The organism is Erythrobacter sp. HKB08 (assembly GCF_004114695.1).
GTDB lineage: Bacteria > Pseudomonadota > Alphaproteobacteria > Sphingomonadales > Sphingomonadaceae > Parerythrobacter_A.
On sequence record NZ_CP035310.1, the window covers coordinates 2,279,494 to 2,303,469 of the forward strand.

A 23,976-nucleotide genomic window follows, 5' to 3' on the forward strand; every position below is an offset into this window, starting at 1 on the left:
TTACGCCTCTTCCTGCTCGCGAACCACGATACGAAGGCGGCTGAACGGCTTCAGGATGCGAGTGCTCCGGCCGCGGCCACGAACGTGGAAACGCTTCATGGTGATCGACTTGCCGACCGAGGCTTCCGCCACGACGAGCGAGTCGACGTCGAGATCGTGGTTGTTCTCGGCATTGGCGATGGCCGAAGCGAGAACCTTGCTCGCGTCCTTGGCCATGGCCTTCTTCGAGAAAGCGAGGATGTTCATCGCTTCCTCGGCCTTCTTGCCACGGATGAGCTCGGCCACGAGGTTCAGCTTCTGGGCCGAACCACGAATGGTGGTGCCGACTGCCAGCGCCTCGTTTTCAGCAACGCGGCGGGGTGCTTTCTGCTTGCCCATTAGCGCTTACCCTTCTTGTCGGCGATGTGGCCGTGGAACGTGCGCGTGGGCGCAAATTCACCAAGCTTGTGACCGACCATTTCCTCCGAAACGGAGACGGGGATGAATTTCTGACCGTTGTAGACGTTGAACGTCAGACCAACGAACTGCGGGAGGATCGTCGAACGGCGCGACCAGGTCTTGATCGGCTTGTTGCTGTTCGCATCCTGTGCTTCCTCGGCTTTCTTGAGGAGGCTGAGTTCGACGAACGGACCTTTCCAAACGGAACGTGCCATGTCCGATTACCTCTTCTTCTTCGCGTGACGCGAACGGATGATCATCTTGTCCGTCGCCTTGTTCTTGCGGGTACGAGCACCCTTGGTCGGCTTGCCCCACGGGGTAACCGGATGACGGCCACCAGAGGTCTTGCCTTCACCACCACCGTGCGGGTGGTCGACCGGGTTCTTCGCGACACCACGGGTGAGCGGCTTGATGCCCATCCAGCGGCGACGACCGGCCTTGCCCAGGTTCTGGTTCTGGTTGTCCGGGTTCGAAACCGCGCCGACGGTGCCCATGCAGTCCGCACGCAGGTAGCGCTGCTCGCCCGAGTTCAGGCGAACGATGACCATGCCGCGGTCACGACCGACGAGTTGGACATAGGCGCCTGCGCTGCGAGCGATCTGGCCACCCTTGCCCGGCTTCATCTCCACGTTGTGGCAGATGGTGCCGACCGGCATCTGGCCGAGAAGCATCGCGTTGCCCGGCTTCGTGTCGACCTTCTCGCCGGCAATCACCTTGTCGCCAACAGCGAGACGCTGCGGAGCGATGATGTAGGCGAGTTCACCGTCATCGTACTTGATGAGCGCGATGAAGGCGGTGCGGTTCGGATCGTATTCGATCCGCTCGACGGTGCCTTCGACGTCCCACTTGCGACGCTTGAAGTCGATGAAGCGGTACTTCTGCTTGTGACCGCCGCCCATGCCACGCGAGGTGACATGGCCCTTGTTGTTGCGGCCGCCCGTCTTGCGCTTGCCTTCCGTCAGCGACTTGACCGGCTTGCCCTTGAACAGGCCGGACTTGTCGACGAGGATCAGGCCGCGGCGTGCCGGGCTTGTCGGTTTGTAGTTCTTGAGTGCCATTGTTCTATCCTAGTCCCTTGGCCTCAGAGCCCGCTGGTGACGTCGATCGAGTCACCTTCGGCCAGCGTAACGATCGCCTTCTTGACGTCCGTGCGCTTGTACGGCTTGCCCTTCCAGCGCTTCGACTTGCCCTTCTGGACGAGCGTGTTCACGCCGGTAACCTTGACATCGAACAGAGCTTCAACCGCTTCCTTGATCTGCGGCTTGGTCGCTTCGTTCGCTACCTTGAAGACGACGGCGTTGTGTTCCGACGCCAGGGTCGACTTCTCGGTAATGTGCGGTGCCACGATCACATCGTAGTGACGCGCGTCGATTTCCTGCTTCTTAGCCATTGAAGCGCGCCTCCAGCTTTTCGACCGCGTCCTTGGTCAGGACGAGCGTGTCGTGGTTGAGGATGTCGTAGACGTTGGCGCCCATGGCCGGCAGCACGTTCACGCCCGGCAGGTTGCCGGCGGCCTTCTTGAAGGCGTCGTTCACGCTTTCGCCGTCGATCACCAGGACCTTGCCGTTGAAGCCGGCCTTGTCGAAGTGACCCTTGAGAGCCTTGGTCTTGGCGTCCTTGAGTTCGAGGCTGTCGACGACGACGAGGCCGTCCTTCGCCTTGCTCGAAAGCGCCATCTTGAGACCGAGGGCACGGATCTTCTTGTTCAGCGACTGCTCGAAGTCACGCTTGCGCGCACCATGAGCCTTACCGCCGCCGATGAAGATCGGAGCGCCGCGGTCGCCGTGACGAGCGCCGCCCGAACCCTTCTGCTTGCCGAACTTCTTGCCCGTGCGCGCAACGTCGGAACGTTCGCGGGTCGGACGAGCCGTACCGCGGCGGTTCTCGAGCTGCCAGGTGACGACGCGGTGCAGGATGTCTGCACGCGGCTCGACACCGAACACGGCATCGTTGAGCTCGATATCGCCCGACGCCTTACCGTCGATTTTCTGGACCTTGACCTTCACGATCAGGACTCCTCGTTCTTAGCATTCGGATCGGCTTCGGGGGTGCCGCTTTCGGTACCCACGCCCGCGTCCTGCTGCTGAGCCAGCTTTTCCTGCTGTTCTGCAGAAACTTCGGTGCCGACTTCGTGCTCGGCCGCGCTCTCGACGAGGCCGGCGTCAGCGTCTTCCGATTTGAATTCGTCTTCGTTGCGACGCATCGCACCCGGGAACGGCAGATCGGCGTGCGAAACCTTCACGGCATCGCGAACGACGAGCCAGCCATTCTTGTGGCCGGGGACCGAACCCTTGACGAAGATCAGACCGCGGTCGGCGTCGGTGCGCACGACTTCGAGGTTCTGCTGGGTACGCTGGCGATCACCCATGTGACCAGCCATCTTCTTACCCTTGAAGACCTTGCCCGGATCCTGGTTCTGACCGGTCGAACCGTGCGAACGGTGGCTGATCGAGACACCGTGCGATGCACGAAGACCCCCGAAGCCCCAACGCTTCATTGCACCGGCGAAACCCTTACCCTGGGTGTGACCGGTGATGTCGACCTTCTGGCCTGCGACGAAGTGTTCCGCGCTGATCCGCGCGCCGACCGGAAGCAGTGCTTCTTCGCTGTCGACGCGGAATTCCGCGACCTTCATCTTCAGCGGAACTTCGGCTTTCGCGAAGTGCTCACGCTGCGGCTTGTTGACGTTCTTCTGCTTGGCTTCACCCGAACCGACCTGCAGGGCGAAGTAGCCATCGCGGTCTGCGGTACGGTGGGAAACAACCTGGCAGTCTTCCAGAGCGAGAACGGTCACGGGAACGTGACGTCCGTCCTCCTGGAACAGGCGGGTCATCCCGACTTTCTTTGCGATTACGCCGGTGCGCATCGTCAAAACTCCTAACACAGAGGCACCCCGGCCCATCCGAGGTGCTTGCCAGCCCGTTTTGTGATGCGTCGCCCCGTCCGGGCTGAGTGCTCGCAAGACCGGAATTGGTCCGTTGAGCTAGACGGGGGACGCAGCCCGGATAAATCCGGCGGTATCCCTATGTCTTGCCGGGAAACCAGGAAGCCTGGCGATCCGGCGGGGCCATACGGAGCCCCGAAACTCTCGGCCCGGTTTAAGGTCGGGGCCGATCGACCGGAGACAAGTGGCTTAGGCCAGCTTGATCTCGACGTTCACGCCGGCAGCGAGGTCGAGCTTCATCAGAGCGTCGACGGTCTGGGCGTTCGGCTGCACGATGTCGAGCAGACGCTTGTACGTGCGCACCTCGAACTGCTCGCGCGACTTCTTGTCGATGTGCGGGCCGCGGTTCACGGTGAACTTCTCGATACGCGTCGGCATGGGAATGGGACCACGAATAAGGGCACCCGTACGACGCGCGGTGTCTGCGATTTCGCCAGTTGCCTGGTCGAGAACGCGATGGTCGAACGCCTTGAGGCGAATGCGGATATTCTGAGCTTCCATTACCTACACCGATGCGAAAGAGCCAAATGAGCCGTTGCCGGCCCAAAAAAAGAAGGCCCGCCCTAACTGAGCCCGGTTTCCCGGAACGGGCGACCTTCCATTAATTCCGTTTGCACAGAGACGAATCTCTGTCTGTGGGCGCGCATATACGGGTGACACCCGCTTCTGGCAACCCCCGATTTCCGCCGAATTTCACGACGGATTTCCGACACGCGGCGAGCCGTGCAACGGCTACGATCTGCAGGCCGGAATTCGGCGGAAAGAAAGGGCCCGCCCCTCGAGGGAGGCGAGCCCCAATCTTTCAGCCGTGATCGACGAAGCTTACTTCGTGATCTTCGAGACGACGCCCGAGCCGACGGTACGGCCGCCTTCGCGGATTGCGAAGCGGAGACCTTCGTCCATGGCGATCGGAGCGATCAGCTTAACGTCGATCGTCACGTTGTCGCCCGGCATGACCATCTCGGTACCTTCCGGCAGGATCACTTCGCCCGTCACGTCGGTCGTGCGGAAGTAGAACTGCGGACGGTAGTTGGCGAAGAACGGCGTGTGACGGCCGCCTTCGTCCTTCGAGAGGACGTAGACTTCTGCGCTGAACTCGGTGTGCGGGTTGACCGAACCGGGCTTAGCGAGGACCTGGCCACGCTCCACGTCTTCACGGCCGATGCCGCGGATCAGGGCGCCGATGTTGTCGCCGGCTTCACCGCGATCGAGCAGCTTGCGGAACATTTCGACACCGGTGACGGTGGTCTTCTGCGTGTCCTTGATCCCGACGATTTCGACTTCGTCGCCAACGTTCACGACGCCGGTTTCGACACGGCCGGTGACAACCGTACCACGACCCGAAATCGAGAACACGTCCTCGATCGGCATCAGGAAGTCCTTGTCGACCGGACGGTCGGGCTGCGGGATGTAGGTGTCGACAGCTTCCATCAGTTCCTTGATGGAGTTCTCGCCGATTTCCGGATCGCGACCTTCGAGAGCGGCCAGAGCCGAACCCTTGATGATCGGAATATCGTCACCCGGGAAGTCGTAGTCCGAGAGAAGCTCGCGGATTTCAAGTTCGACGAGCTCGAGCAGCTCTTCATCGTCGACCTGGTCGACCTTGTTCATGTACACGACCAGAGCCGGAACGCCGACCTGACGCGCAAGCAGGATGTGCTCGCGGGTCTGCGGCATCGGGCCGTCAGCAGCGTTCACGACCAGGATGGCGCCGTCCATCTGGGCCGCACCGGTGATCATGTTCTTCACGTAGTCGGCGTGACCCGGGCAGTCGACGTGCGCGTAGTGACGTGCGTCGGTTTCGTACTCGACGTGTGCGGTCGAGATGGTGATGCCGCGCTCACGCTCTTCCGGAGCCTTGTCGATGTTTGCGAAATCGACTGCAGCGCCCTGGACCTTGGTGATAGCCGCGGTCAGCGTGGTCTTGCCGTGGTCAACGTGACCGATGGTGCCGACGTTAACGTGCGGCTTATTGCGCTCGAATTTTTCCTTCGCCATTTTCCAATAACCTCTGTCTTAAATTTGGGATTTCTGCGGGGAGGAAACGGCGCCCGCGGAATCAGGCGCCGCCCCTAGACCGTGAAGCTGGCTTACGCAAGCTTCTCCTTGACTTCCTGTGCAACGTTAGCCGGCACTTCGTCGTAGTGGCTGAACTGCATCGTGTACTGGGCGCGGCCCTGAGTGAACGAACGCAGCTCGTTGACGTAACCGAACATGTTGGCCAGCGGGACGAAAGCTTCGACCGCCTGTGCGTTGCCGCGGCTGTCGGTGCCCTGAATCTGGCCACGACGGCTGTTGAGGTCGCCGATGACGTCGCCGAGGTAATCCTCGGGGGTCACGACCTCGACCTTCATGATCGGCTCGAGCAGCTTGATGCCCGACTTCTGTGCCACTTCACGCATTGCACCGCGGCCGCAGATTTCGAACGCGATCGCGCTCGAGTCGACGTCGTGGTACGCGCCATCGACCAGACGGATGTCGAAGTCGATGATCGGGAAGCCGACGAGGTAGCCGCTTTCGGCCTGCTCGCGCATGCCCTTCTCAAGAGCCGGGATGTATTCGCGCGGAATGTTACCGCCCTTGATCTCGTCGACGAAGTTGATGCCGCCGCCGCGTTCACCCGGGGTAACGACGACCTTCGCACGGCCGAACTGACCCGAACCACCCGACTGCTTCTTGTGGGTGTAGTCGACTTCGACTTCACGGGCGAGCGACTCGCGGTATGCCACCTGCGGCGCACCGACGTTCGCTTCGACCTTGAACTCGCGCTTCATGCGATCGACGAGGATGTCGAGGTGAAGCTCGCCCATGCCCTTGATGATCGTCTGGCCCGATTCGTGATCGGTCGAGACGCGGAAGGACGGATCCTCGGCAGCCAGGCGGTTGAGCGCAACGCCCATCTTTTCCTGGTCGGCCTTGGTCTTCGGTTCGACCGACAGCTCGATAACCGGCTCAGGGAATTCCATACGCTCGAGAATGATCGGAGCGCTCGGGGCACACAGCGTGTCGCCCGTCGTGGTTTCCTTGAGGCCGGCAATAGCGACGATGTCGCCAGCGAATGCTTCTTCGATGTCCTCGCGGTTGTTCGAGTGCATCAGCAGCATACGGCCGATCTTTTCCTTCTTGTCCTTCACCGAGTTCAGGACCGAGCCCTTGGAGAGCTTGCCCGAGTAGATGCGCGTGAAGGTGAGCGAGCCGACGAACGGGTCGTTCATGATCTTGAAGGCCAGCGCCGAGAACGGCTCGTCGTCGGACGACGGACGGGTCGCTTCTTCGTCGCTGTCGGGCAGGACGCCCTTGATCGCCGGAACGTCGAGCGGCGACGGCATGTAGTCGACGACCGCGTCGAGCAGGGGCTGGACGCCCTTGTTCTTGAACGCCGAACCACACAGGACCGGAACGAACGCGCGTTCCATGGTGCCCTTGCGGATGAGCTTCTTCAGCGTTGCCGCGTCCGGAGCTTCACCGGTTTCGAGATACGCTTCCATCGCATCGTCGTCCTGCTCGACGGCAGTTTCGACGAGCTTTTCGCGATACTCGGCAGCCTTGTCGGCCAGGTCTTCCGGAATGTCGACGTAGTTGAAGCTTGCGCCGAGGCTTTCGTCTTCCCAGACGATGCCGCGCATGTTCACGAGATCGACGACACCCTTGAGGTCGCTTTCCGCGCCGATCGGCAGGTAAAGCACCAGCGGGGTCGCGCCGAGGCGGTCGACGATCGACTGGACGCAGTAGTAGAAGTCGGCACCGGTGCGGTCGAGCTTGTTGATGAAGCACATCCGCGGGACCTTGTACTTGTCGGCCTGGCGCCAGACGGTCTCGGACTGCGGCTCCACGCCGGCAACGCCGTCGAACACCGCGACCGCGCCGTCGAGGACGCGCAGCGAACGTTCGACTTCGATGGTGAAGTCGACGTGGCCGGGGGTGTCGATGATGTTGATCCGGTGCTCTTCACCCTTGCCGTCTTCAGCGCGCCAGAACGTGGTCGTCGCTGCCGAGGTGATGGTGATGCCGCGTTCCTGCTCCTGCTCCATCCAGTCCATGGTAGCGGCGCCGTCGTGGACTTCGCCGATCTTGTAGGACTTGCCGGTGTAGTAGAGGATACGCTCGGTCGTGGTGGTCTTGCCGGCATCGATGTGGGCCATGATGCCGATATTGCGATAACGCTCCAGCGGATAATCGCGGGCCATGTTGAATTCCTCGTTTCGGGGTTGGCGAGTGCTCGCGCCCCATATGGTGAGTTGTGTGACCGGTTAAAGACAGCCCGCCCCGCCTGCGGAGCGGACTGCCCGAAAACCGGCAATTACCAGCGGTAGTGGCTGAACGCGCGGTTCGCGTCGGCCATGCGGTGCGTGTCTTCACGCTTCTTGACCGCATTGCCGCGATTGTTCGCCGCATCCATCAGCTCGCCCGAGAGACGGGCAGCCATGGTGGTTTCAGCGCGGCCACGCGCGGCCGAGATCAGCCAGCGGATCGCGAGGGCCTGGGCACGCTCGGGGCGAACCTCGACCGGAACCTGGTAGGTCGCACCACCGACGCGGCGGCTGCGAACTTCGACCTGCGGCTTCACATTGTTCAGCGCATCGTGGAACAGCTGGACCGGATCGGTCTTCGCCTTGGTTTCGACCGTGTCGAGCGCGCCGTAGACGATACGCTCTGCAACGGACTTCTTACCGTCCAGCATCAGGTTGTTCATGAATTTCGAAAGGACCTGATCACCGAACTTGGGATCAGGCAGGATTTCCCGCTTCTCGGGACGACGACGACGTGACATGTTTAAAACTCCTTTGGAGTGGCCGCTCACATCCGTGAGCGTCCTAGCGGCTCCGGCCCGCTCCCCCACCCTTCCACCCGGAGTATATCCTTATGGGTGGAAAGGTGGGGGAACGGTCCAGACCCGCGCCAAACTTACTTCGGACGCTTCGCGCCGTACTTCGAGCGCGACTGCTTGCGATCCTTCACGCCCTGCGTGTCGAGCACGCCGCGAAGGACGTGGTAGCGCACGCCCGGAAGGTCGCGCACACGGCCGCCGCGGATGAGCACGACGGAGTGCTCCTGCAGGTTGTGGCCTTCACCGGGGATGTAGGAGATGACTTCGCGCTGGTTGGTCAGGCGAACCTTGGCAACTTTACGCAGAGCCGAGTTCGGCTTCTTCGGGGTCGTCGTATAGACGCGGGTGCAGACACCGCGCTTCTGCGGGTTCTGCTCCATTGCAGGGACCTTGCTCTTGGCCTTCTGCGGAACGCGGCCCTTGCGGACCAGCTGGTTGATCGTCGGCATTGAGTTCTCTCTTCACCGTGTGGGAGCGTTACGATGACGGATGGAGAGATGCGGGACCGTGCTGCCGTCATCCCCGCAACAGCGGGGAGCCAGCGAGGCAAGCACGCCCGCGAAGCGGACATCTTGACCTGCACGAGCCTGAAACGCTCCACCCGCCGCGAACGCCGGGTTACTTTGACGGCTGCCCCTCAGAAGGCCCCGCGTGGGGGACCATCCCAATAGAAAAGAGCCACGTCGCAACAGCGACTGGCCCCCGGGACATGACCGGCAATGTTCAGCTCTATTGACCGACGCGGGCCAGGAGCCTGCGTTGGTTGGGCGCGCACTTAGTGGGGTTTGGGAACGGGGTCAAGGGGAGGCTGTGCTAGAACCTCTTATCATATTCCTGCGAAATACGCAGGAGTGCAGCTCCATACTCGTTCGTAACCTTGGTGGAATCGGGCCAGCCAAATCTAAACGGCGCTGCGTTGGTAGCTTCGAACGGTAGGATTATAAGTTCGTCGAAAAGAGGGGCAACTCTCTGGCGTATCCGTTTCTCAGCTTCGACGCACTCATCGATTGGGTGACGATACTTGGCTGTCCCATCAGTTGGATAGGATCGATTGCCTTCATGAGAGATATAATGTGGAGCCTGGTTTATACCCACGATAGCGACGCAAATCGGATTGCCGTTTGCGCGAAAAACCCGTGCTTGATTTTCGAGATCAGACATGACCCTGTCGACCTGCTTGATCATCGCCTTCGCTAGGATTTTGGTTTCAACGCCAATTTCAATATTAGCGATCGGGCCGCGAGGCACATTGTATCCAGGCAGATAATTCGGCGTGAGATGCGGTAGCAACGCTCCGAAGCTTCCGTCGCCCCTTCTGTTTTCTTTTCCGGTGATAAGGTTTTTCGTATTTACGACTTTATCATCAGCCTTAACGCCGTGCACGAATTTAGGAGACTTTCCGAGATCGAGAAGATCCTCAAACAGCTCCAACGCGACCTTGTCGCCGTTGTTATGCGCCCGGTGCCGATATACGACCCCGTTAAATAGGGACTGAAACCTTTTCAGCACCTTGTACGTCATCGCAATTTCGCTCCTTATTCAAGCCAGATTGCGTAACATCGATCAGATGGGCGTCAATGGCGCCAACTTTTCGCTTTGTGGATACTGCCTTAGTCAAATTCGACCTTGCGATATCAATGTAGGCGCTTTCGATATCAAGGCTAATAGAATTCCGTCCGGAGTTAAGAGCTGCCACCGCGGTGCTGCCGGTACCGCCAAATGGATCGAGAACGATATCTCCAGCGAACGAAAACATCCTAATCAAGCGCTCGGCCAACGCTGGTGGATACGGAGCAGGGTGCCCCCGCCGTGTGGAGGCTCCTCTAATATCCGTCCATATACTCCGCCACCAACTTTGCATTTCTTGCTTTGTCAGCATTGACAGTGCTTTTTGTAGGGGGTCGACTTTACGGTACCCCCCCCCTTTTCTCATGAAAAGAATATATTCAATGTCGTTTTTCACCACTGCTCCGGGCTGGTATGGTTTTCCGTAAAAGCCAGCACCGTTACCTTCAGCTTCAGTGACCCCATTGGCAATTTTATGCCACATTATTGGCGTCAGACAGTCTAGTCCAACGCCACGCGCTCGCACTTGGATATCTGCATGAAGAGGCATTACGTAGTGCCTGCCCCCCTTTTTTCGAGGGACGCAAACATCACCGACAACACACACAATTCGACCACCAGGAACTAATACCCGCGCACATTCCCTCCAAACCTTGTCGAGTTCGTCCAAAAACTCCTCATAATCCTCGACATCACCCATTTGACCTTCAGAACCTTCGTATTGCTTCAAGGTCCAGTACGGCGGTGAAGTGACCACTAGGTGCACCGAGGCGTCTTCTAGAAAAGACAAATTCCGGGCATCCCCCAATCGAAGTTCGTGGTTGGTTGAAGAGTATGGTGCTGGCCAAGGAACTTCTCGGAACCTTTCGTTCGCTGCCCTGAAGATTTTGAGCGCTTCCGAGCTGTTGTCAGCAAGCGGTAACTCTATCTCTTCGCCGTGGAGTTTGACGACCCTACCCATGCAATCTGTTCCCGTTTTATTCACAAACCCTCAATGACAATGCGAAGGCTAATTTGCAACGAAGGATCGCACTACTGTCCCCAGAATGGATCTATCGCTGTAGGCTGGTCGAAGCGTATCTGAACTACAATGCCTCATGGCGCGCTATACGCGCATTGTACCCTGATAGCGAAAACCATTATCCACTTCGCAGTTTCTTGCATCGCCTCTCAAACGCCGGGCGCGACGCGTCCGCGTCGCTTGGCTTCCTCGCGTGAGCTCGGGCGGGAAGTCGCCCTTGCCTCGCCTGCGGCTCGATGATTTCGCCGGCTAGAAACCATTTTCCTACTCCGCCGGAATGTGCATCCTGCGCGCGGTCATGTCCTCCGACCACCCTACCCCTACCCGCGCCACTCCCCGCCAGGCCACCAGCGCCGTTGCGCATGTCGCTCCGCTGCCCGAGGATGGCGATCCGCTGCTTGCCTTCGCGCCCTTCATCCATTCCGCGCCGCGGCGTAACTCCATCACGCCCGATCTCCAGCGCCGGTTCATCGCCACGCTCGCGGCGACGGGAATCGTTGCCCAGGCCGCGCGCTCGATCGGGAAGAGCATGGAGGCGCTCTACAAGCTGCGCGCGCGGGTCGGGGCGGAGGGGTTTGCACAGGCCTGGGACGCGGCGCTCGAGCGCGGGGTGCAGCGGCTCGAGGATTGTGCGCTCGAACGCGCCATACAGGGCACGCCCACGCCCATCGTCTCGGGCGGCGAGATCCTCGGCACGTGGGACAAGCCGGACAACACGCTGCTGCGCTTTCTCCTCCAGCATCGCCTGCCGGAGAAATACGGCATCCACCGCATCGGCCCGGGCCATCCGGTCTACCAGTCGATCCGCAAGGAGGTGGAGGAGGAGCTTGCGGCGAAGAACCGGATGAGCGCGAAGGAGGCGCGCGCGGTGATCGATGCGAAGCTCGAGGAGCTGCGCCAGCGCGTCATCGCCAAGCGCCAGCGCCGCGGCCATGTCGAACAGCACATGCCGGGCGAAATCGACGGTTCGGGGATCTAGCCCCGCGCGGCCTGCCACTCGCTTTTCAGGAGCCCGTAGAGCAGCACGTCGCGCAGGCCGATATGGGTCGTCTCGTGCTCGCGAAGATGCGCCTCGCGGGTAAAGCCGAGCTTTTCGAGCAGGCGGATCGAGGGGGTGTTGTCGACATCGACCTCGGCAGTGAGCTTGCGGTGGTCTTCCGCTGCGAAGAGGTGGTCGATGAGCGCGGCGGTGCATTCGCTCGCGACGCCCTCGCCCTGCCGCGCGATCACGGTGATCCAGCCGAGTTCGGCCACCCCATCCTCATGCGCAGGGACCGCGACGAAGCGCGCGGCGACCTCGCCGCTCGTCTTGTCCTCGGCAATCCAGGTGCGGCCGTTCCAGTCGGGGTCGAACAGCCATCCGGCGAGCTCTTCCTCGCTGTCGAACTTCGGGCGGGTGAGATAGCGGCACTGCGCCTCGTCGCCGAGCGTCGTCAGCAGCGCAGGCGTGTCCGACGGCTCGATGGCGCGCAGGGTGAAGCGCGGCGTTTCGAGAGTGGGGACCGGGGTCATTCCTCGGTCAGGAAGGCGACGAGGCTCTTGACCTTCTTCTGCCGCCACTGGGGCAGCGGCGCGACTAGCCAGTAGGCGCGGCGCCCTTCGTCCGGTCCTTCGAGGATCTGCAGCTTGTCCGCCTTCAGCGATTCCTCGACCAGCAGGTAGGGCAGGATCGCCTTGCCCATGCCGGCGACCGCGCTGGAGAGCGCCTGCCCCGCATTGCCGACCTGCACGCAGGGCTGCGCGCCTTCGGGAAGCGGGGCGCCGGGCCAGTCGATCCACGTCTCGAGCACCTCTTCCGGTGCATCCTTCGCGGCCACGACCACGCGGCGCGCGGGCGCGAGTTCGACCCCTTCGAGGTCGCCCGGCCCGTCGACCAGCCGCACGGCAAGGTCGAGGTTCGCCTCGGTGAAGTCGGCATTCTCGTTCTCGACCAGCTGGTACTGCACCCCCGGCGTCGCCTTGCGGAATGCGGCGAGGCGCGGGGCGAGCCACTGGGCGTAGAATTCGCGCGGCGCGGCGATGGTGTAGCGATCGCTCGCCTGGCCAGCCTGCATCGCCTGCACGCTTTCCTCGAACTTGAGGAAACCTTCGCGCAGCGCATCGAGGCCCGCGCGCCCTTCCTCGGTCAGCTCGAGCCCCTTGGACGTGCGGCGGAACAGCACCGTCCCGAGGTGATCTTCCAGCGCACGGATCTGCTGGCCGACCGCAGCCGGCGTCACCGCCAGCTCGTCCGCCGCGCGGGTGAACGAGAGGTGCCGGGCCGCCGCGTCATAGACGCGCAGGGCATTCAAAGGCAGGTGCGTACGCTTCATGGGAGCGCGGGTTTAGGGCGCGTTACGCTGCGTTGCAATATAATCAATTCGCCTCGGCGGGCGCGGCGAGCGGGAAGAAGGGAATGCGCACCTCGAGCGGTTCTCCGCCCTCGTCGGTGAAGGTGTAGAAGCCTTCCATCGTGCCATGCGGCGTCGCCAGCGGGCAGCCGGAGACGTAGTCGTGGCTCTTGCCCGGCGCGAGGACCGGCTGTTCGCCGACCACGCCTTCGCCATCGACATGGTTCACCATCCCGCGCGCATCGGTGATCCGCCAATGGCGTGTGCGCAGCTGCAGCGTCTCGTCAGAACCGTTCTCGATCCGGATGTGATACACCCAGAACCACTTCCCCGCTTCAGGCTGCGATTGCTCGGGCAGGAAGTTGACGGCGACCCTCACGGTGACGCCTTCGGTGGTGGCTGCGTGCTGGAACAGTTCCTTCATGACGCCCACAAGGTAACAACGCGCAGGCGAATGCACAATTGCGCGGGCATCAACTTATCCCACGCGCGGTGCAATCCTCACTCGGCCGGATTGTGCTTCGCGAGGAAGGCGACCAGCGCATCGTACCACGCCTTCTCGTTTTCCGGCTTCGAGAAGCTGTGCCCCTCGTCCTCGATCACGAGCTCGGTCACCTCGGCATCGCTGCCCTTGAGCGCGCGCTGCATCTTGCGGAACTGGCTGAACGGCACGACCGAATCGTCCTTGCCGTGTGCGAGCAGGATCGGGCGGGTCAGCTTTTCCGCATTGTTCGCCGGCGAAACCAGGTCGAGGTCGAAATCCTCCTCGCCCTCGACCCGCTGGCGCCAGCGGTTGCTGCCCTTTCGCGAGAAGAACTGCTTGTCGTATTTGAGCTGCGCATCGAGGTCGGTGACCCCTGCCCAGCTGGCCGCGCAGCGATAGCGTTCGGGATTGCGGGTCGCGGCCCACAAAGCCGCGTAGCCGCCATAGGAGCCGCCGACCACGCACACGCGGTGCTTGTCGGCCACGCCCTGTGCGACCGCCCAGTCCATCGCGTCGTCGAGATCGTCCTGCATCTTGCGCCCGATCTGCCCACGACCAAGGTTGCTGAACCGGTCGCCATAGCCCGAGGAACCGCGGAAGTTGGGCTGCAGCACGGCATAGCCACGATTGGCGAGCAGCTGGACCTCGTCGTTATATTCCAGCTTGTCGCGCACGCCGTAAGGTCCGCCATGCGGCATGATAATGAGCGGCAGACCGGTGCCCGCCCGGCCGCGCGGCAGGGTGAGATAGGCACGGATCGTTTCGCCGTCGCGCGCTTCGTAGCTCACCGCCATGGGCCGGGCGAGCGTGCGGAAATCGATGTTCGGCCGCAGCTCGGCGAACTGGTCGAGCCGGCCTTCGTTCGCGGTGAGGACATACATCGCACCCGGATCGTTCTCGCCGCCGGCATAGACCAGCATGCGGTCGCCATCGCGGTCGCTCGACGTGATCCAGACCTGCTCTTCCTTGAGCGCGCTTTCGAGCATGCCCTGGTATTTCTTACGCTGCTCGTCGAACCACACGACGCGTTCGCGGTCGTCGGTGTAATAGACCGCGAAAGGCTCGCCCTTCAGGAAGGTCGCCTCGTCGATATCCCACTCGGGATGCTCGTAGACCGTCTCGATCACCTCTTCCTTGAGGAAGTCGAACTTGCGCAGGCCGACACGGCCGCTTTCGCCTTCGGTCAGGACATAGCCTTCGTCGCTGCCGCTCTTGATGATCGACACTTCCCAGAAGGTGTCCCTGCGATCTTCTTCACGGACCTTGGCGGCCATTTCGAGGTCGCCGGTCGCATCGCTGCGGTAATAGACGCGCAGGCGATTGCGGTACCAGCCCGAGCCGAGGCGGACGACGCCCGCATCATCGGCATACCAGTTCCACACGCCGTCCTTCGGGCCCTGCACTTCCGATATGTCGCCGCCCGGATACAGGTCGAAACGATAGACCGACGGGTAATCGCGGATCGTGCGCTGCATCGATACGAGCGCGAAGTTCCCGTTATCGTCGAGATGAATCAAATTGTCGCCATCGACGATCGATTCCCGGCGCCCTGCCCGCTTCAGTTCGAGATAGCGGCTGTCGCCCGTGTCGATATTGGCGAGGAACAGGCGGGTATAGAGCACGTCGTCGCCGAAGAATTTGCCCGGCTGCGAAATCGAGACGATGAGCTTGCTGTTGCCGGCCCAGCGCAGCCACTCGATATCGGCCGGCTCCTCGATACCGAATTTCGACACCGGCTGGCGGGTCGAAGCGTCGAAAATGACGACATTTGTCACGCCTTCCACTTCGACCATCGCGGCCATCCGGCTTCCGTCGGGAGAGAGCTTCGCGCTCTTCAACTGGCTGCGCCCGGCGAAAGCGGCGGTCGGGATGATCGGCGGCTTGCTATCGGCCGTTGCGGCAGAGGCATTCGCCTCCTGCGCGCCCGTTTCCTGCGCCAAAGCCTGCGGCGCGATACTCAACCCTGCCGTCGCCAGTGCGACAGCAAAAATGCGACCCGTCATGTACAACCCCTGCTGGTACGATCCTCCTGCCAACCTACCCAATGACGTCCGACGCGCAATGTATACGAGCGACATATGAACCGGTGCGGCGGGCGGGGAAATTTTCTCGCAGGGCCGATTTTAGGCCCGAATTAACCGTGGTGACCCGCAGTTCTCCGACACCCTCGCTCCCTGCTCCGAATTACGAATAAACCACGAGCAGACATGGTTAAATTCGAGTGAACCGTGAATGCTTGAGAATCCTTAGCTATCGGGGGCCGAATTCACGTCATCGTAACCAAATGCGGGGGCGTGCGTGATGATCGAAAAGCTGCGCAAATTGTGGCAGGACCGCCGTGGCAACGTGCTGATGATATCGGCAATCGGGGCTGCATCGATGGTCGGCGCTGCCGGCATCGGCGTCGATACCGTCCAGTGGTATTTGTGGAACCGCCAGTTGCAGCAGGCCGTCGATTCAGGTGCCATGGCAGGTGCATACGGCCTCCACTACGGCACCGACGTTACCAACACGGCGACCGGCGAAATCGATCGGAACTTCGTCGATGCGTTCAACGTCATTCGCATCGTCCACCCACCGCAGGAAGGCGCCTATACCGGCGATACCGGGGCAGTCGAAATCGTGGCGACGACAAGCCAGAGCCTGCCCTTCTCCAGCCTGTTCATGGACACCCCGCCGACAATTCGAGTCCGTTCGGTCGCAGCCACGGTCGCGGGCGGGGAACACTGCGTGATCGCGCTCGCCGAGAACGGGACGGGCATCTACGTCCACGGTAATGCCGATGTGAACCTCGGCTGCGGTGCGGCGGCGAACTCGCGGGTCACCAGCGCGGTCGACCTGACCGGTACCAGCTGGCTCAATGCCGACCCGATCAGCGCGGTCGGCGGGATCAGCTATTCCGACCGGAACATTCCCGACGATGCGACCCTGCTGCCCTACGGCCTGCCGGTCGAGGATCCGCTGGCCTCGCGCGGTCTCGACGTTCCGACGAGCCCGGCGGGCTGCACCTACAACAACTTCACCGTCCAGCCGAACCGCACGGAGACGATCTTCCCGGGCCGCTACTGCAATGGCATCGCACTGAAGGGCAATGTGACGATGTCGCCCGGCGTCTACATCATCGATCGCGGCTTCTTCGACATCTCGAGCCAGGCGGACGTGGTCGGCGAAGGTGTGACGATCATCCTTACCGGCAACAGTTCAAGCAACATCGCCGAGCTGAAGATCAACGGCGGTGCCAAGCTCGACCTGCGCGCGCCGACGAAGCTGGAAGACCCGGACTGGTACAACATCCTGTTCTTCCAGGACCCGATGGGCTCGAGTGTCGAAAACGTGATCAACGGCGGCTCCGACCTCAAGTTCAAGGGCGTGGTCTACCTGCCCAACGGCAACGTGCGCTTCAACGGCAATGCAGGTCAGAATGCGGAATGCCTGCTGCTGGTCGCACACCGGGTCAATTTCTCGGGCACGAGCGCGCTCGATAACGACTGCCCCGCCGATTACGACGATGTGCAGACGCGCTCGCGCATCATCCGCGTAGTGGAGTAACGACGATGAGCCTCAACTCTCTCCTCGCACAGCTGCGCCGCGACCGGAAAGGCTTCGGCGCGATGGAACTGGCGCTGGCGATGCCCTTCCTCATCCTCCTCGGCCTCGGCACGGTCGATGCCTCGAAGCTGATCTCCACCAAGATCGATTTCGAGCAGGCCGCCCAGCGCGGCACCGACTTCGCGCTCGCCAAGCGGCCCAACGGCAGCGACGGCAGCTACATCCAGGCCGAAGTGGCCTCGATGGCCGGGATCGACGCGCAGGATGTGACCGTCACCATCTTCCTCGAATGCAACGGCGTGAAGCAGACGAATTTCGCAACCGTCTGCGCCGCCGGCCAGAGCCCCGCCCGCTTCGTCAGCGTCGAGGTCCGCAAGGACGTCGCGACCGAATTCGACTGGAGCTTCTTCGGCCGCATGTTCGACATAAAGGCCTTCGACAGCACCGTCAGCGTCGCGGGCGACAGCCTGGTGAGGTTCCAGTGATGCTGCGCGCGCTTACCGCCGATCGCGAGGGTTCGAGCACGGTCGACTTCGCCTATGCGCTGCCCGTGCTGGTCGCCTTCATGCTCGGCATCGTCCAGATGGGCGTGACACTGCATTCCTCGGGTGCGCTGCGCCATGCCGCGGGCGAAGGGGTACGCCTCGCCAAGGTCAATCCCGACGCGACCGAGACCGAAGTGCTCGACCGCGTTCGCAGCGAACTGACCGCGATGGACAGGGACAAGATCACCTCGCTCACATTCGAGAGAGGCACCTCCGACGGGGCCGACTATGGCCGCGTCTCGATCAATTACGAGGTCGAGCCGATCGTGCCTTTCCTGCCGATCCCGACGATCACCCTGTCGGAATCCAAACAGGCCTACCTGCCCAAATAAGGGGGTCTGGCGACGAATCGGCCCCCGTTCGATTCGCCGCCAGTCCGGCTAACCGGGTTAACCGCCGAGCGGTATCGCCCGTGCCGGAATACGCATCATGCGGCGGCGCGAAAGGCGCTCGCCGGCAGGTTCGACCGTATTGCCGCCCTTCGCCTTGGCGAGTTTGAGCGCCAGTTCCGCATTGTTGAGCGTCACGTCGAGGCTCGCCCCGATCTCGGCAAGGCCGATGCTGATCGTCGGCTGGGCACTATCGCGAGAGCCCAGACCGCGCCATTTCTCCACCAAGTGCGTCGCCCAGCCGGTCGCCTCGTCCTGCGACATCATCGGCATGAGCAGGCCGAAACTGTCGCTGCTGGCGCGCGAGATCGTGGTGCAATTGGGCATCGTCCCGCGCAGGAAATCGGCGAATGCGACGAGCAGCCGGTCACCTTCGGTCAGGCCATGCTTGCGGTTCACCTGCCGCAGCCCGTCGATCGCGACGAGCGCCAGCGTGCCGCCCGATCCGCGCTCGACCAAATGGCCGAGCATAGAGAGGAATGCGCGGCGATTGGTCGCCTCGGTCAGCGGATCGGTCATCTCGCTCTTGAACACCCGCTCCTCGAGCCGCTTGGCCTGTTCGATATTGCGCAAATGGCCGAGCACGCCGCACACCCCGCCCTGCCCGTCGCCGATGGCGCGCAGGCGGAACCTGAACCACTGGCCGACGCGCCGCGCCCTGAACTCGCCCTCGCAGCCGAGTTGGCGCCCCTTGAGCGTTGCGCGCAGCGAGCTTGCCAGCGGATCGGCGGTTGCCGGCTCCGCCAGGTCGAGCACATGCGGCCCGATCAGCAGGTCGCCCAGCGCAAAGCCCAGCGCTTCGAAACTGCGCTGCGCCTGCACCACGAACCCGCGCCTGTCGGCGGTGAACACGATATCTTCCGAACTGTCCGCGAGCAGGCCGTACAACGCCCTAAGCTCGCGCTTTGCGAACCCGAGATCCCCCAAGGTTTTTGCCCCCTGCTTGGGAGCCGGCCGCAAGACTTCCCGGCGCGAAGCGCACTCGCCATCGCGCCGGGAAGCGCCCCTCGCGCCCGGCAACCCGAATTGACCCAATGAAAATCTGCCCCCTGTTCGCCTTGCGTTAGTTCTGTTAGCTAACACATTGCTTTTTCAGCATATTTTCACATCCCGTTTACCATAAATCGGCAGGATGTGAAGGCACTTGGCTGTTCGCGGGGGTGCGAAGTGTCAGAGTTCTATGAGGATCTTGACCTGGTCGGGCCGGATGCCGATCGAGCGCGCAATGCTCTCGCGGCTCTCGGCGAGTATCCCGGTCAGGCGCGGGTCGGACCAGTCGCTTTCGAGGTCGTTCGCCGTTGCTCCGAGCAGTTTTGCTAGCGCGTCGAGATGGCCCTGCGTCGGGCGCGCCTTCTCGTGCTCCCACGCCCAGACCGTCGGCTTGCTGACACCGATCCGCTCGGCAACCGCATCGAGCGTCAGGCCCGCTTCACCGCGCAGGCGCCGGATCCGTTCGCCGAAACTTTCGCCCGGGATCGCGAGGCCGCCGCTCCTGAGCGTAACATCGTTCTCCACCGCGCTGCGCAGCTCCGCCGCGCTCAACACGGCCTGCGACACCGGTTCGCGGAATTCGCAGCCGAACAGCCTGCCGCTCGCCCATACCACCCGCGCCTCGCGTTCGCCGACTTCGGGCAGTTCGACGATCAGCCCATCGCCTTCCGCCAGCTCCAGCCCGGTCTGGATCAGCAGGCCGGTGCTCGAGGCATTGTGGATTTCGACATTCGCGCTTTCCCCGCTCGGCAGGCTGCCACGCGTGGCGAGCCGCAGCCGCCTGCGCGCATCACGCGTGCGCGGGGAATCGGAAATACTGTCGAGATAGGCCGATACGGACAGGGGTCGCGCTCCTTTGCGATTGGGACATCCTGAATCGGCCCGAGAAAGTTAACATCTGGTTGAGAAACGGCGGAGCGCACCGCGTTTGAGACGGGGTGACGAGGCCCGCGTTTCCTGCAACATACCGCGCAGAAAAAAGACACGGCTGAAGAGGAGAGAGCCATGCCATTTGCGCCATTCGACCTGACCGGGAAAGTCGCCCTAGTGACCGGCGGCAACGGAGGCATCGGCCTCGGCATGGCGGAAGGCCTTGCCCAGGCAGGGGCCGATGTCGCGATCTGGGGCCGCAATGCCGACAAGATGGCGAGCGCGAAGGAAAAGCTCAATGCCACCGGTGTAAAGGTTCTCGCCCAGCAGGTCGACGTGACGGACGAAAAGGCCGTCGATGCCGCGATGCAGGAAATCGCCGACACCTTCGGGCGGCTCGACTGCTGCATAGCCAATGCCGGGACCGGCTTCGGGCGTTCGCGCTTCGAGGAAATGCCGACCGAGCTGTGGAAGAAGACGATGGAGACCAATCTCGACAGCGCCTTCTACACGCTGCGCGCCGCCTCGCGCCTGATGGTCGAGCGCGCGAGGGGCGGCGAGCCGGGCGGTTCGCTGGTCGCGATCTCCTCCATGTCTGCCGTGTCGGGCGCGCCGGGCAACCAGCCCTATGCGACGACGAAATCGGCGATGACCGGCATGATGAAGGGCATCGCGGTCGAATACGGCCGCTACGGCATTCGCGCGAACACCGTGCTGCCAGGCTGGACCATGACCGACCTCGCCGCGCCCGCGCTGGAATCGGAAGGGTTCGAAAAACACGTCCTCCCGCGCGTTCCCGTCAAACGCTGGGGCACGCCAGAGGATTTCGCCGGCATCGCGGTCTATCTCGCGAGCGATGCCTCGTCCTATTTCACCGGCCAGGAAGTGATGATCGACGGCGGCTACATCGTCTTCTGACGAGGCGGCAGGCCGATAGATATCTTGCTAGGTATTCGAACGCGTGTTCGCCACGTATCCCAGAGTCTCGCTCGTCCCGTCGCCTACGAAGGACGACTTGATCGCATGGTCGGCGCCGAAGGAATCTTTGTACTCAGCCTCGATGGTAGCGTTTACCTGCGTGCCCCCAGTCTGAAGAGCCAAGTACTCACCCTGAGAAACAGTGAATGAGGTATTCCTGCCCCATTCGTCATGCGGCATGATGGCACCCAGCCCGGACAATTTCTCGCTCGCTCCCTTGATGCGCTGCTTTGTCGCGGATTCGGTAAGCTCGAAGTCGATGTTTAAAGCGAGCTGGTCAGCAGGTGTGTTGCCAAAGTTCTTCAACTCGATCCTTAGCTGACATTGTACCGGCTGGTCCGGCATCTGCGGCTTACAAACGAACTTCACGCCGTTGAAGTCGAGGTACGCGCGATTGAGGCGCTGGGTCGATTCTACCGCAATCTCATTCGCCTCCGATGCCGTCATGTAGGCGCGGAATGCGAAAAACGCGGCAACACCGGCGACGGCCATCCCCAACAAACCAAGCCAAAAACTGCTCGTTGCGGCGCTCGACGCAATATCGACCGCCGCCCACGCTGCTTCGGCACTACAAATCTCCGCCGAAATATCCGGCGAGCAGTTGGCGACTTGCTCGGACATGACCGGATTATACGAAACGCCCCTTAAAAATACAGCACATTACTTTATCAATGCTCGGCCAGCATTTCCTCCATCTGGCCGAGGCGTTCCTTGCCGAAGAACATTTCCTCGCCGATGTAGAAAGTCGGGATGCCGAAGGCGCCGCGGTTCACTGCGTCCTCCGTGCTGTCGATCAGCGCCTGCTTGATTGCCGGGTCCTGCGACTGGGCGAGCAGGCTTTCGCCATTGAAGCCTGCTGCGCCAAGCGCCGCCCCGACCTGTTCGGCATCGGTGACGTCAAGGCCGCGCTCCCAGATCGGTGGCAGCATCGCCTCGATGAAGTCGATCCGGTCGTCGCCCTCGAGCGCGATGAGCATGCGTTGGAGCGTGACCGAGTTGAACGGGAACTGCGGGTTCATGGTGAAGCGCTGCAAGTCGTGCCGGGCGATGAAACGGCGCATTTCGAGCATGCCGTACTCGTTCTTCCCCTTGATCCCCGCATCGCGGATCATCGGCGGCGCATTGCCGGTCAGCTTGTGCATCCCGCCGAGAAAGACCGGCGTGATCGTGAGCGACGCGCCCTGCCCGGCGAGCATTTCGCGCAAGGGATACCAGGCGAGATAGGCGTTGGGGCTTACGAAATCGAAGATGAACTCGACGGTCTTGGTCATTGCTGCGCGCCCCTTATGGCTGGATTCGCACCCGAGCGTAGTGCGCGCGGGGAAAATAGAAACCGCAAAGGGTTGACCTTGCCTTTGTTGCGAATGATTATCATTTGCATCTTGATTCGAGGAGGCCCGATTGTCCGACACCCATTCCCATCGCTGCGCCCTTCCCCTGATGCTGCCGGAGGACCGCGACGAGCGGCTGCTGCTCGTGCTCTTGAGGCGCATGGCGATCCATGGCCTGCACGATGCGCGGGCGGGCTGGATGGCGCTGGAGAATTACGGGATCGGCTTTCGCAAGCCGCTCGTCCTGATGCGCTGCTTCCTGCATGAACTGGCGAGCGCTTCCAAACGCAACATCCGCCTCGCCCCCTGCTGCGCGCCGCGCATGACGCGTGACGAAGGGCTGATGCTCGCAGCGATCGACTTGCCGAGCCTCGATGTGCTCGAAGCGTTGACCGATGCAGGCGACGTATCGCGGGTGATGTCCGCCGCCCATGCGCTGCGCGGCGAACTGGTGCGGGCGGCGAGCGCTCCTTAAAGCCCGGCTGCCTTCAGCGCGCGGTCCATGTCTTCCTTCAGGTCCTCGATATCCTCGAGGCCGACATTGATGCGCAGCATGCCTTCGGGAATGCCCATTTCCTCGCGCGCCTCGGGCCCCATGTTGGCGTGGGTCGTGCTCGCCGGGTGGCACATCAGGCTGCGCGCGTCGCCGATATTGTTGGAGATGTCGATCAGCTCCAGCGCGTCGAGGATCGCATGCGCCTGCTCGCGCCCGTCGACGATGAAGCTGAAGATCGGACCACAGGCATCCATCTGCTTCATCGCGAGCGCGTGGCGCGGATGGCTTTCGAGGCCGGGGTGGAGGATCCGGGGCACGCGGCCCTCGATGAACTTGCCGAGTTCGAGCGAGTTCTCGCTCTGCTTGTGCGCGCGCAGCGACAGCGTCTCCAGCCCCTTGTGAACCACCCAGGCGTTGAACGGCGCGATATTGGGGCCGGTGTTGCGCTGGAACGGCAGCAGCACCTCGTCGATGAACTCCTGCGAGCCGCACACGGCCCCGGCGAGCACGCGGCCCTGCCCGTCCATCAGCTTGGTCGCGCTGTAGGCGATCACATCCGCGCCGAACTCGATCGGCCGCTGTAGCGCGGCAGTGGCGAAGGCGTTGTCGACCACGGTCGTGATCCCGCGCGATTTCGCGAGGCCGCAGACGCACTCCAGATCCACGATGTCGAGCGTCGGGTTTGCCGGGCTTTCGAAGAAGAACACCTTGGTGTTGGGCCGGATCGCGGCGTCCCATTCCTCGTTCACCGCGCTGTCGATTACCGTCGTCTCGATGCCGAACTTGGGCAGGAGATTGTCGACCAGCCAGCGGCACGAACCGAATGCGGCGCGCGCGGCGACGACATGGTCGCCGGTCTGGAGCTGGCAAAGCAGCGCAGTGGTCATCGCCGCCATGCCGCTCGCCTGGGCGCGGCAGGCTTCCGCCCCTTCGAGCAGCGCGATGCGTTCTTCCAGCATCGCCACGGTCGGGTTCTGCAGGCGCGAGTAGGTCATGCCCTCGGCCTCGCCAGCGAAGCGCGCGGCGACTTCGCCTGCGGTATGGAAAGTGTAGCCCGAGGTGAGGAACAGCGCCTCGCTCGTCTCGCCATGTTCGCTTCGCCACGTGCCGCCGCGCACTGCCTGTGTCGCGGGACGCCAGTTGCGCGTGATGGAACGGTCGGTGCCGGTCGTCTTCTTCATGGGGCAAGAGGCTTAGGGACGACGCGCGGACGCGAC

28 protein-coding genes are annotated in these 23,976 nt (G+C 62.3%); 6 read left to right on the forward strand and 22 right to left on the reverse strand.

Translation table 11 applies throughout. The features are described from left to right. From rplV to EO245_RS11065, 13 genes are all read right to left on the reverse strand, one after another. The gene (gene rplV, locus EO245_RS11005; RefSeq protein WP_128892971.1) at window positions 1-378 is read right to left on the reverse strand and encodes a 50S ribosomal protein L22; all 378 of its coding nucleotides are present in this window, start codon (window positions 376-378) and stop codon (window positions 1-3) included. Continuing rightward, a complete protein-coding gene (rpsS, locus tag EO245_RS11010; RefSeq protein WP_128892972.1) occupies window positions 378-653 on the reverse strand; it encodes a 30S ribosomal protein S19 in 276 nt (91 codons plus the stop codon). The genes rplV and rpsS overlap by 1 nt, the downstream gene beginning before the upstream one ends. Before the next feature lie 6 nt (window positions 654-659). Continuing rightward, window positions 660-1,496 (reverse strand): 50S ribosomal protein L2, encoded by an 837-nt coding sequence (gene rplB / locus EO245_RS11015; RefSeq protein ID WP_128892973.1) that lies wholly within the window; start codon window positions 1,494-1,496, stop codon window positions 660-662. 23 nt (window positions 1,497-1,519) lie between these two features. Further along, window positions 1,520-1,828 carry a 50S ribosomal protein L23 gene (locus EO245_RS11020; protein ID WP_128892974.1) on the reverse strand — a complete coding sequence of 103 codons (309 nt, stop codon included), beginning with the start codon at window positions 1,826-1,828 and terminating at the stop codon, window positions 1,520-1,522. After that, window positions 1,821-2,444: a 50S ribosomal protein L4 gene (rplD, locus tag EO245_RS11025; protein ID WP_128892975.1), complete on the reverse strand. Its 624-nt coding sequence runs from the start codon at window positions 2,442-2,444 to the stop codon at window positions 1,821-1,823. The genes EO245_RS11020 and rplD overlap by 8 nt, the downstream gene beginning before the upstream one ends. A gap of 2 nt (window positions 2,445-2,446) precedes the next feature. Then, on the reverse strand, window positions 2,447-3,304 hold the full coding sequence (gene rplC, locus EO245_RS11030; RefSeq protein WP_128892976.1) for a 50S ribosomal protein L3: 858 nt from the start codon (window positions 3,302-3,304) through the stop codon (window positions 2,447-2,449). A gap of 267 nt (window positions 3,305-3,571) precedes the next feature. Further along, complete coding sequence (rpsJ, locus tag EO245_RS11035; protein WP_006831877.1) at window positions 3,572-3,883, reverse strand: 30S ribosomal protein S10; 312 nt, start codon at window positions 3,881-3,883, stop codon at window positions 3,572-3,574. A gap of 321 nt (window positions 3,884-4,204) precedes the next feature. Beyond that, the gene (gene tuf / locus EO245_RS11040) at window positions 4,205-5,380 is read right to left on the reverse strand and encodes an elongation factor Tu (protein WP_128892977.1); all 1,176 of its coding nucleotides are present in this window, start codon (window positions 5,378-5,380) and stop codon (window positions 4,205-4,207) included. A gap of 92 nt (window positions 5,381-5,472) precedes the next feature. After that, entirely contained in the window at window positions 5,473-7,569 is a 2,097-nt protein-coding gene (fusA, locus tag EO245_RS11045; RefSeq protein WP_128892978.1) for an elongation factor G, read from the reverse strand. 113 nt (window positions 7,570-7,682) lie between these two features. Next, window positions 7,683-8,153, reverse strand: coding sequence for a 30S ribosomal protein S7 (gene rpsG, locus EO245_RS11050; RefSeq protein ID WP_128892979.1), 471 nt, complete (start codon window positions 8,151-8,153; stop codon window positions 7,683-7,685). A gap of 134 nt (window positions 8,154-8,287) precedes the next feature. Further along, a complete protein-coding gene (gene rpsL / locus EO245_RS11055) occupies window positions 8,288-8,659 on the reverse strand; it encodes a 30S ribosomal protein S12 (protein ID WP_006831873.1) in 372 nt (123 codons plus the stop codon). 364 nt (window positions 8,660-9,023) lie between these two features. Continuing rightward, window positions 9,024-9,731, reverse strand: coding sequence for a hypothetical protein (locus tag EO245_RS11060; protein WP_128892980.1), 708 nt, complete (start codon window positions 9,729-9,731; stop codon window positions 9,024-9,026). Next, window positions 9,691-10,737 carry a site-specific DNA-methyltransferase gene (locus EO245_RS11065; protein WP_128892981.1) on the reverse strand — a complete coding sequence of 349 codons (1,047 nt, stop codon included), beginning with the start codon at window positions 10,735-10,737 and terminating at the stop codon, window positions 9,691-9,693. The genes EO245_RS11060 and EO245_RS11065 overlap by 41 nt, the downstream gene beginning before the upstream one ends. Before the next feature lie 337 nt (window positions 10,738-11,074). Here EO245_RS11065 and EO245_RS11070 point away from each other — a divergent pair, with 337 nt between their 5' ends. After that, window positions 11,075-11,776, forward strand: coding sequence for a hypothetical protein (locus EO245_RS11070; RefSeq protein ID WP_234026884.1), 702 nt, complete (start codon window positions 11,075-11,077; stop codon window positions 11,774-11,776). On the opposite strand, the gene EO245_RS11075 is transcribed toward EO245_RS11070, so the two are convergent. The 4 genes from EO245_RS11075 to EO245_RS11090 all read right to left on the reverse strand — a co-directional run bounded on the left by EO245_RS11075 (window position 11,773) and on the right by EO245_RS11090 (window position 15,614). Then, window positions 11,773-12,309, reverse strand: a complete 537-nt coding sequence (locus tag EO245_RS11075; RefSeq protein ID WP_128892982.1) for a GNAT family N-acetyltransferase — start codon at window positions 12,307-12,309, stop codon at window positions 11,773-11,775. The genes EO245_RS11070 and EO245_RS11075 overlap by 4 nt on opposite strands. Continuing rightward, the gene (locus EO245_RS11080; protein WP_128892983.1) at window positions 12,306-13,109 is read right to left on the reverse strand and encodes a LysR substrate-binding domain-containing protein; all 804 of its coding nucleotides are present in this window, start codon (window positions 13,107-13,109) and stop codon (window positions 12,306-12,308) included. The genes EO245_RS11075 and EO245_RS11080 overlap by 4 nt, the downstream gene beginning before the upstream one ends. Before the next feature lie 43 nt (window positions 13,110-13,152). Continuing rightward, a complete protein-coding gene (apaG, locus tag EO245_RS11085) occupies window positions 13,153-13,551 on the reverse strand; it encodes a Co2+/Mg2+ efflux protein ApaG (RefSeq protein ID WP_128892984.1) in 399 nt (132 codons plus the stop codon). Between the two features lie 77 nt (window positions 13,552-13,628). Then, the gene (locus EO245_RS11090) at window positions 13,629-15,614 is read right to left on the reverse strand and encodes a S9 family peptidase (RefSeq protein ID WP_164931307.1); all 1,986 of its coding nucleotides are present in this window, start codon (window positions 15,612-15,614) and stop codon (window positions 13,629-13,631) included. A gap of 298 nt (window positions 15,615-15,912) precedes the next feature. Between EO245_RS11090 and EO245_RS11095 the strand changes: the two genes are divergently transcribed. The 3 genes from EO245_RS11095 to EO245_RS11105 are packed head-to-tail and all read left to right on the forward strand — an operon-like array spanning window position 15,913 to window position 18,037. Continuing rightward, window positions 15,913-17,160 carry a Tad domain-containing protein gene (locus EO245_RS11095; RefSeq protein ID WP_128892986.1) on the forward strand — a complete coding sequence of 416 codons (1,248 nt, stop codon included), beginning with the start codon at window positions 15,913-15,915 and terminating at the stop codon, window positions 17,158-17,160. A 5-nt stretch (window positions 17,161-17,165) separates the two neighbouring features. Continuing rightward, window positions 17,166-17,645, forward strand: a complete 480-nt coding sequence (locus EO245_RS11100) for a TadE/TadG family type IV pilus assembly protein (RefSeq protein ID WP_128892987.1) — start codon at window positions 17,166-17,168, stop codon at window positions 17,643-17,645. After that, window positions 17,645-18,037 (forward strand): TadE family protein, encoded by a 393-nt coding sequence (locus EO245_RS11105; protein WP_164931308.1) that lies wholly within the window; start codon window positions 17,645-17,647, stop codon window positions 18,035-18,037. The genes EO245_RS11100 and EO245_RS11105 overlap by 1 nt, the downstream gene beginning before the upstream one ends. Window positions 18,038-18,094: 57 nt before the next feature. Here EO245_RS11105 and EO245_RS11110 read toward each other — a convergent pair whose 3' ends face one another. Then, a complete protein-coding gene (locus EO245_RS11110; RefSeq protein ID WP_164931309.1) occupies window positions 18,095-19,021 on the reverse strand; it encodes a sensor domain-containing diguanylate cyclase in 927 nt (308 codons plus the stop codon). 243 nt (window positions 19,022-19,264) lie between these two features. After that, complete coding sequence (locus tag EO245_RS11115) at window positions 19,265-19,927, reverse strand: helix-turn-helix transcriptional regulator (protein WP_128892990.1); 663 nt, start codon at window positions 19,925-19,927, stop codon at window positions 19,265-19,267. Between the two features lie 162 nt (window positions 19,928-20,089). Here EO245_RS11115 and EO245_RS11120 point away from each other — a divergent pair, with 162 nt between their 5' ends. Continuing rightward, window positions 20,090-20,872 (forward strand): SDR family NAD(P)-dependent oxidoreductase, encoded by a 783-nt coding sequence (locus EO245_RS11120; RefSeq protein ID WP_128892991.1) that lies wholly within the window; start codon window positions 20,090-20,092, stop codon window positions 20,870-20,872. Between the two features lie 27 nt (window positions 20,873-20,899). Here the strand turns inward: EO245_RS11120 and EO245_RS11125 are convergent, their stop codons facing one another. Together EO245_RS11125 and EO245_RS11130 are read right to left on the reverse strand one after the other, a co-directional pair. Beyond that, the gene (locus EO245_RS11125; RefSeq protein ID WP_128892992.1) at window positions 20,900-21,553 is read right to left on the reverse strand and encodes a hypothetical protein; all 654 of its coding nucleotides are present in this window, start codon (window positions 21,551-21,553) and stop codon (window positions 20,900-20,902) included. Window positions 21,554-21,600: 47 nt separating this feature from the next. Then, entirely contained in the window at window positions 21,601-22,203 is a 603-nt protein-coding gene (locus tag EO245_RS11130; RefSeq protein WP_128892993.1) for a 2-hydroxychromene-2-carboxylate isomerase, read from the reverse strand. A 130-nt stretch (window positions 22,204-22,333) separates the two neighbouring features. Here EO245_RS11130 and EO245_RS11135 point away from each other — a divergent pair, with 130 nt between their 5' ends. Then, window positions 22,334-22,738, forward strand: coding sequence for a DUF6628 family protein (locus EO245_RS11135; protein ID WP_128892994.1), 405 nt, complete (start codon window positions 22,334-22,336; stop codon window positions 22,736-22,738). Here EO245_RS11135 and EO245_RS11140 read toward each other — a convergent pair. After that, window positions 22,735-23,940: a PLP-dependent aspartate aminotransferase family protein gene (locus EO245_RS11140; protein ID WP_128892995.1), complete on the reverse strand. Its 1,206-nt coding sequence runs from the start codon at window positions 23,938-23,940 to the stop codon at window positions 22,735-22,737. The genes EO245_RS11135 and EO245_RS11140 overlap by 4 nt on opposite strands. Window positions 23,941-23,976 lie beyond the last annotated feature (36 nt).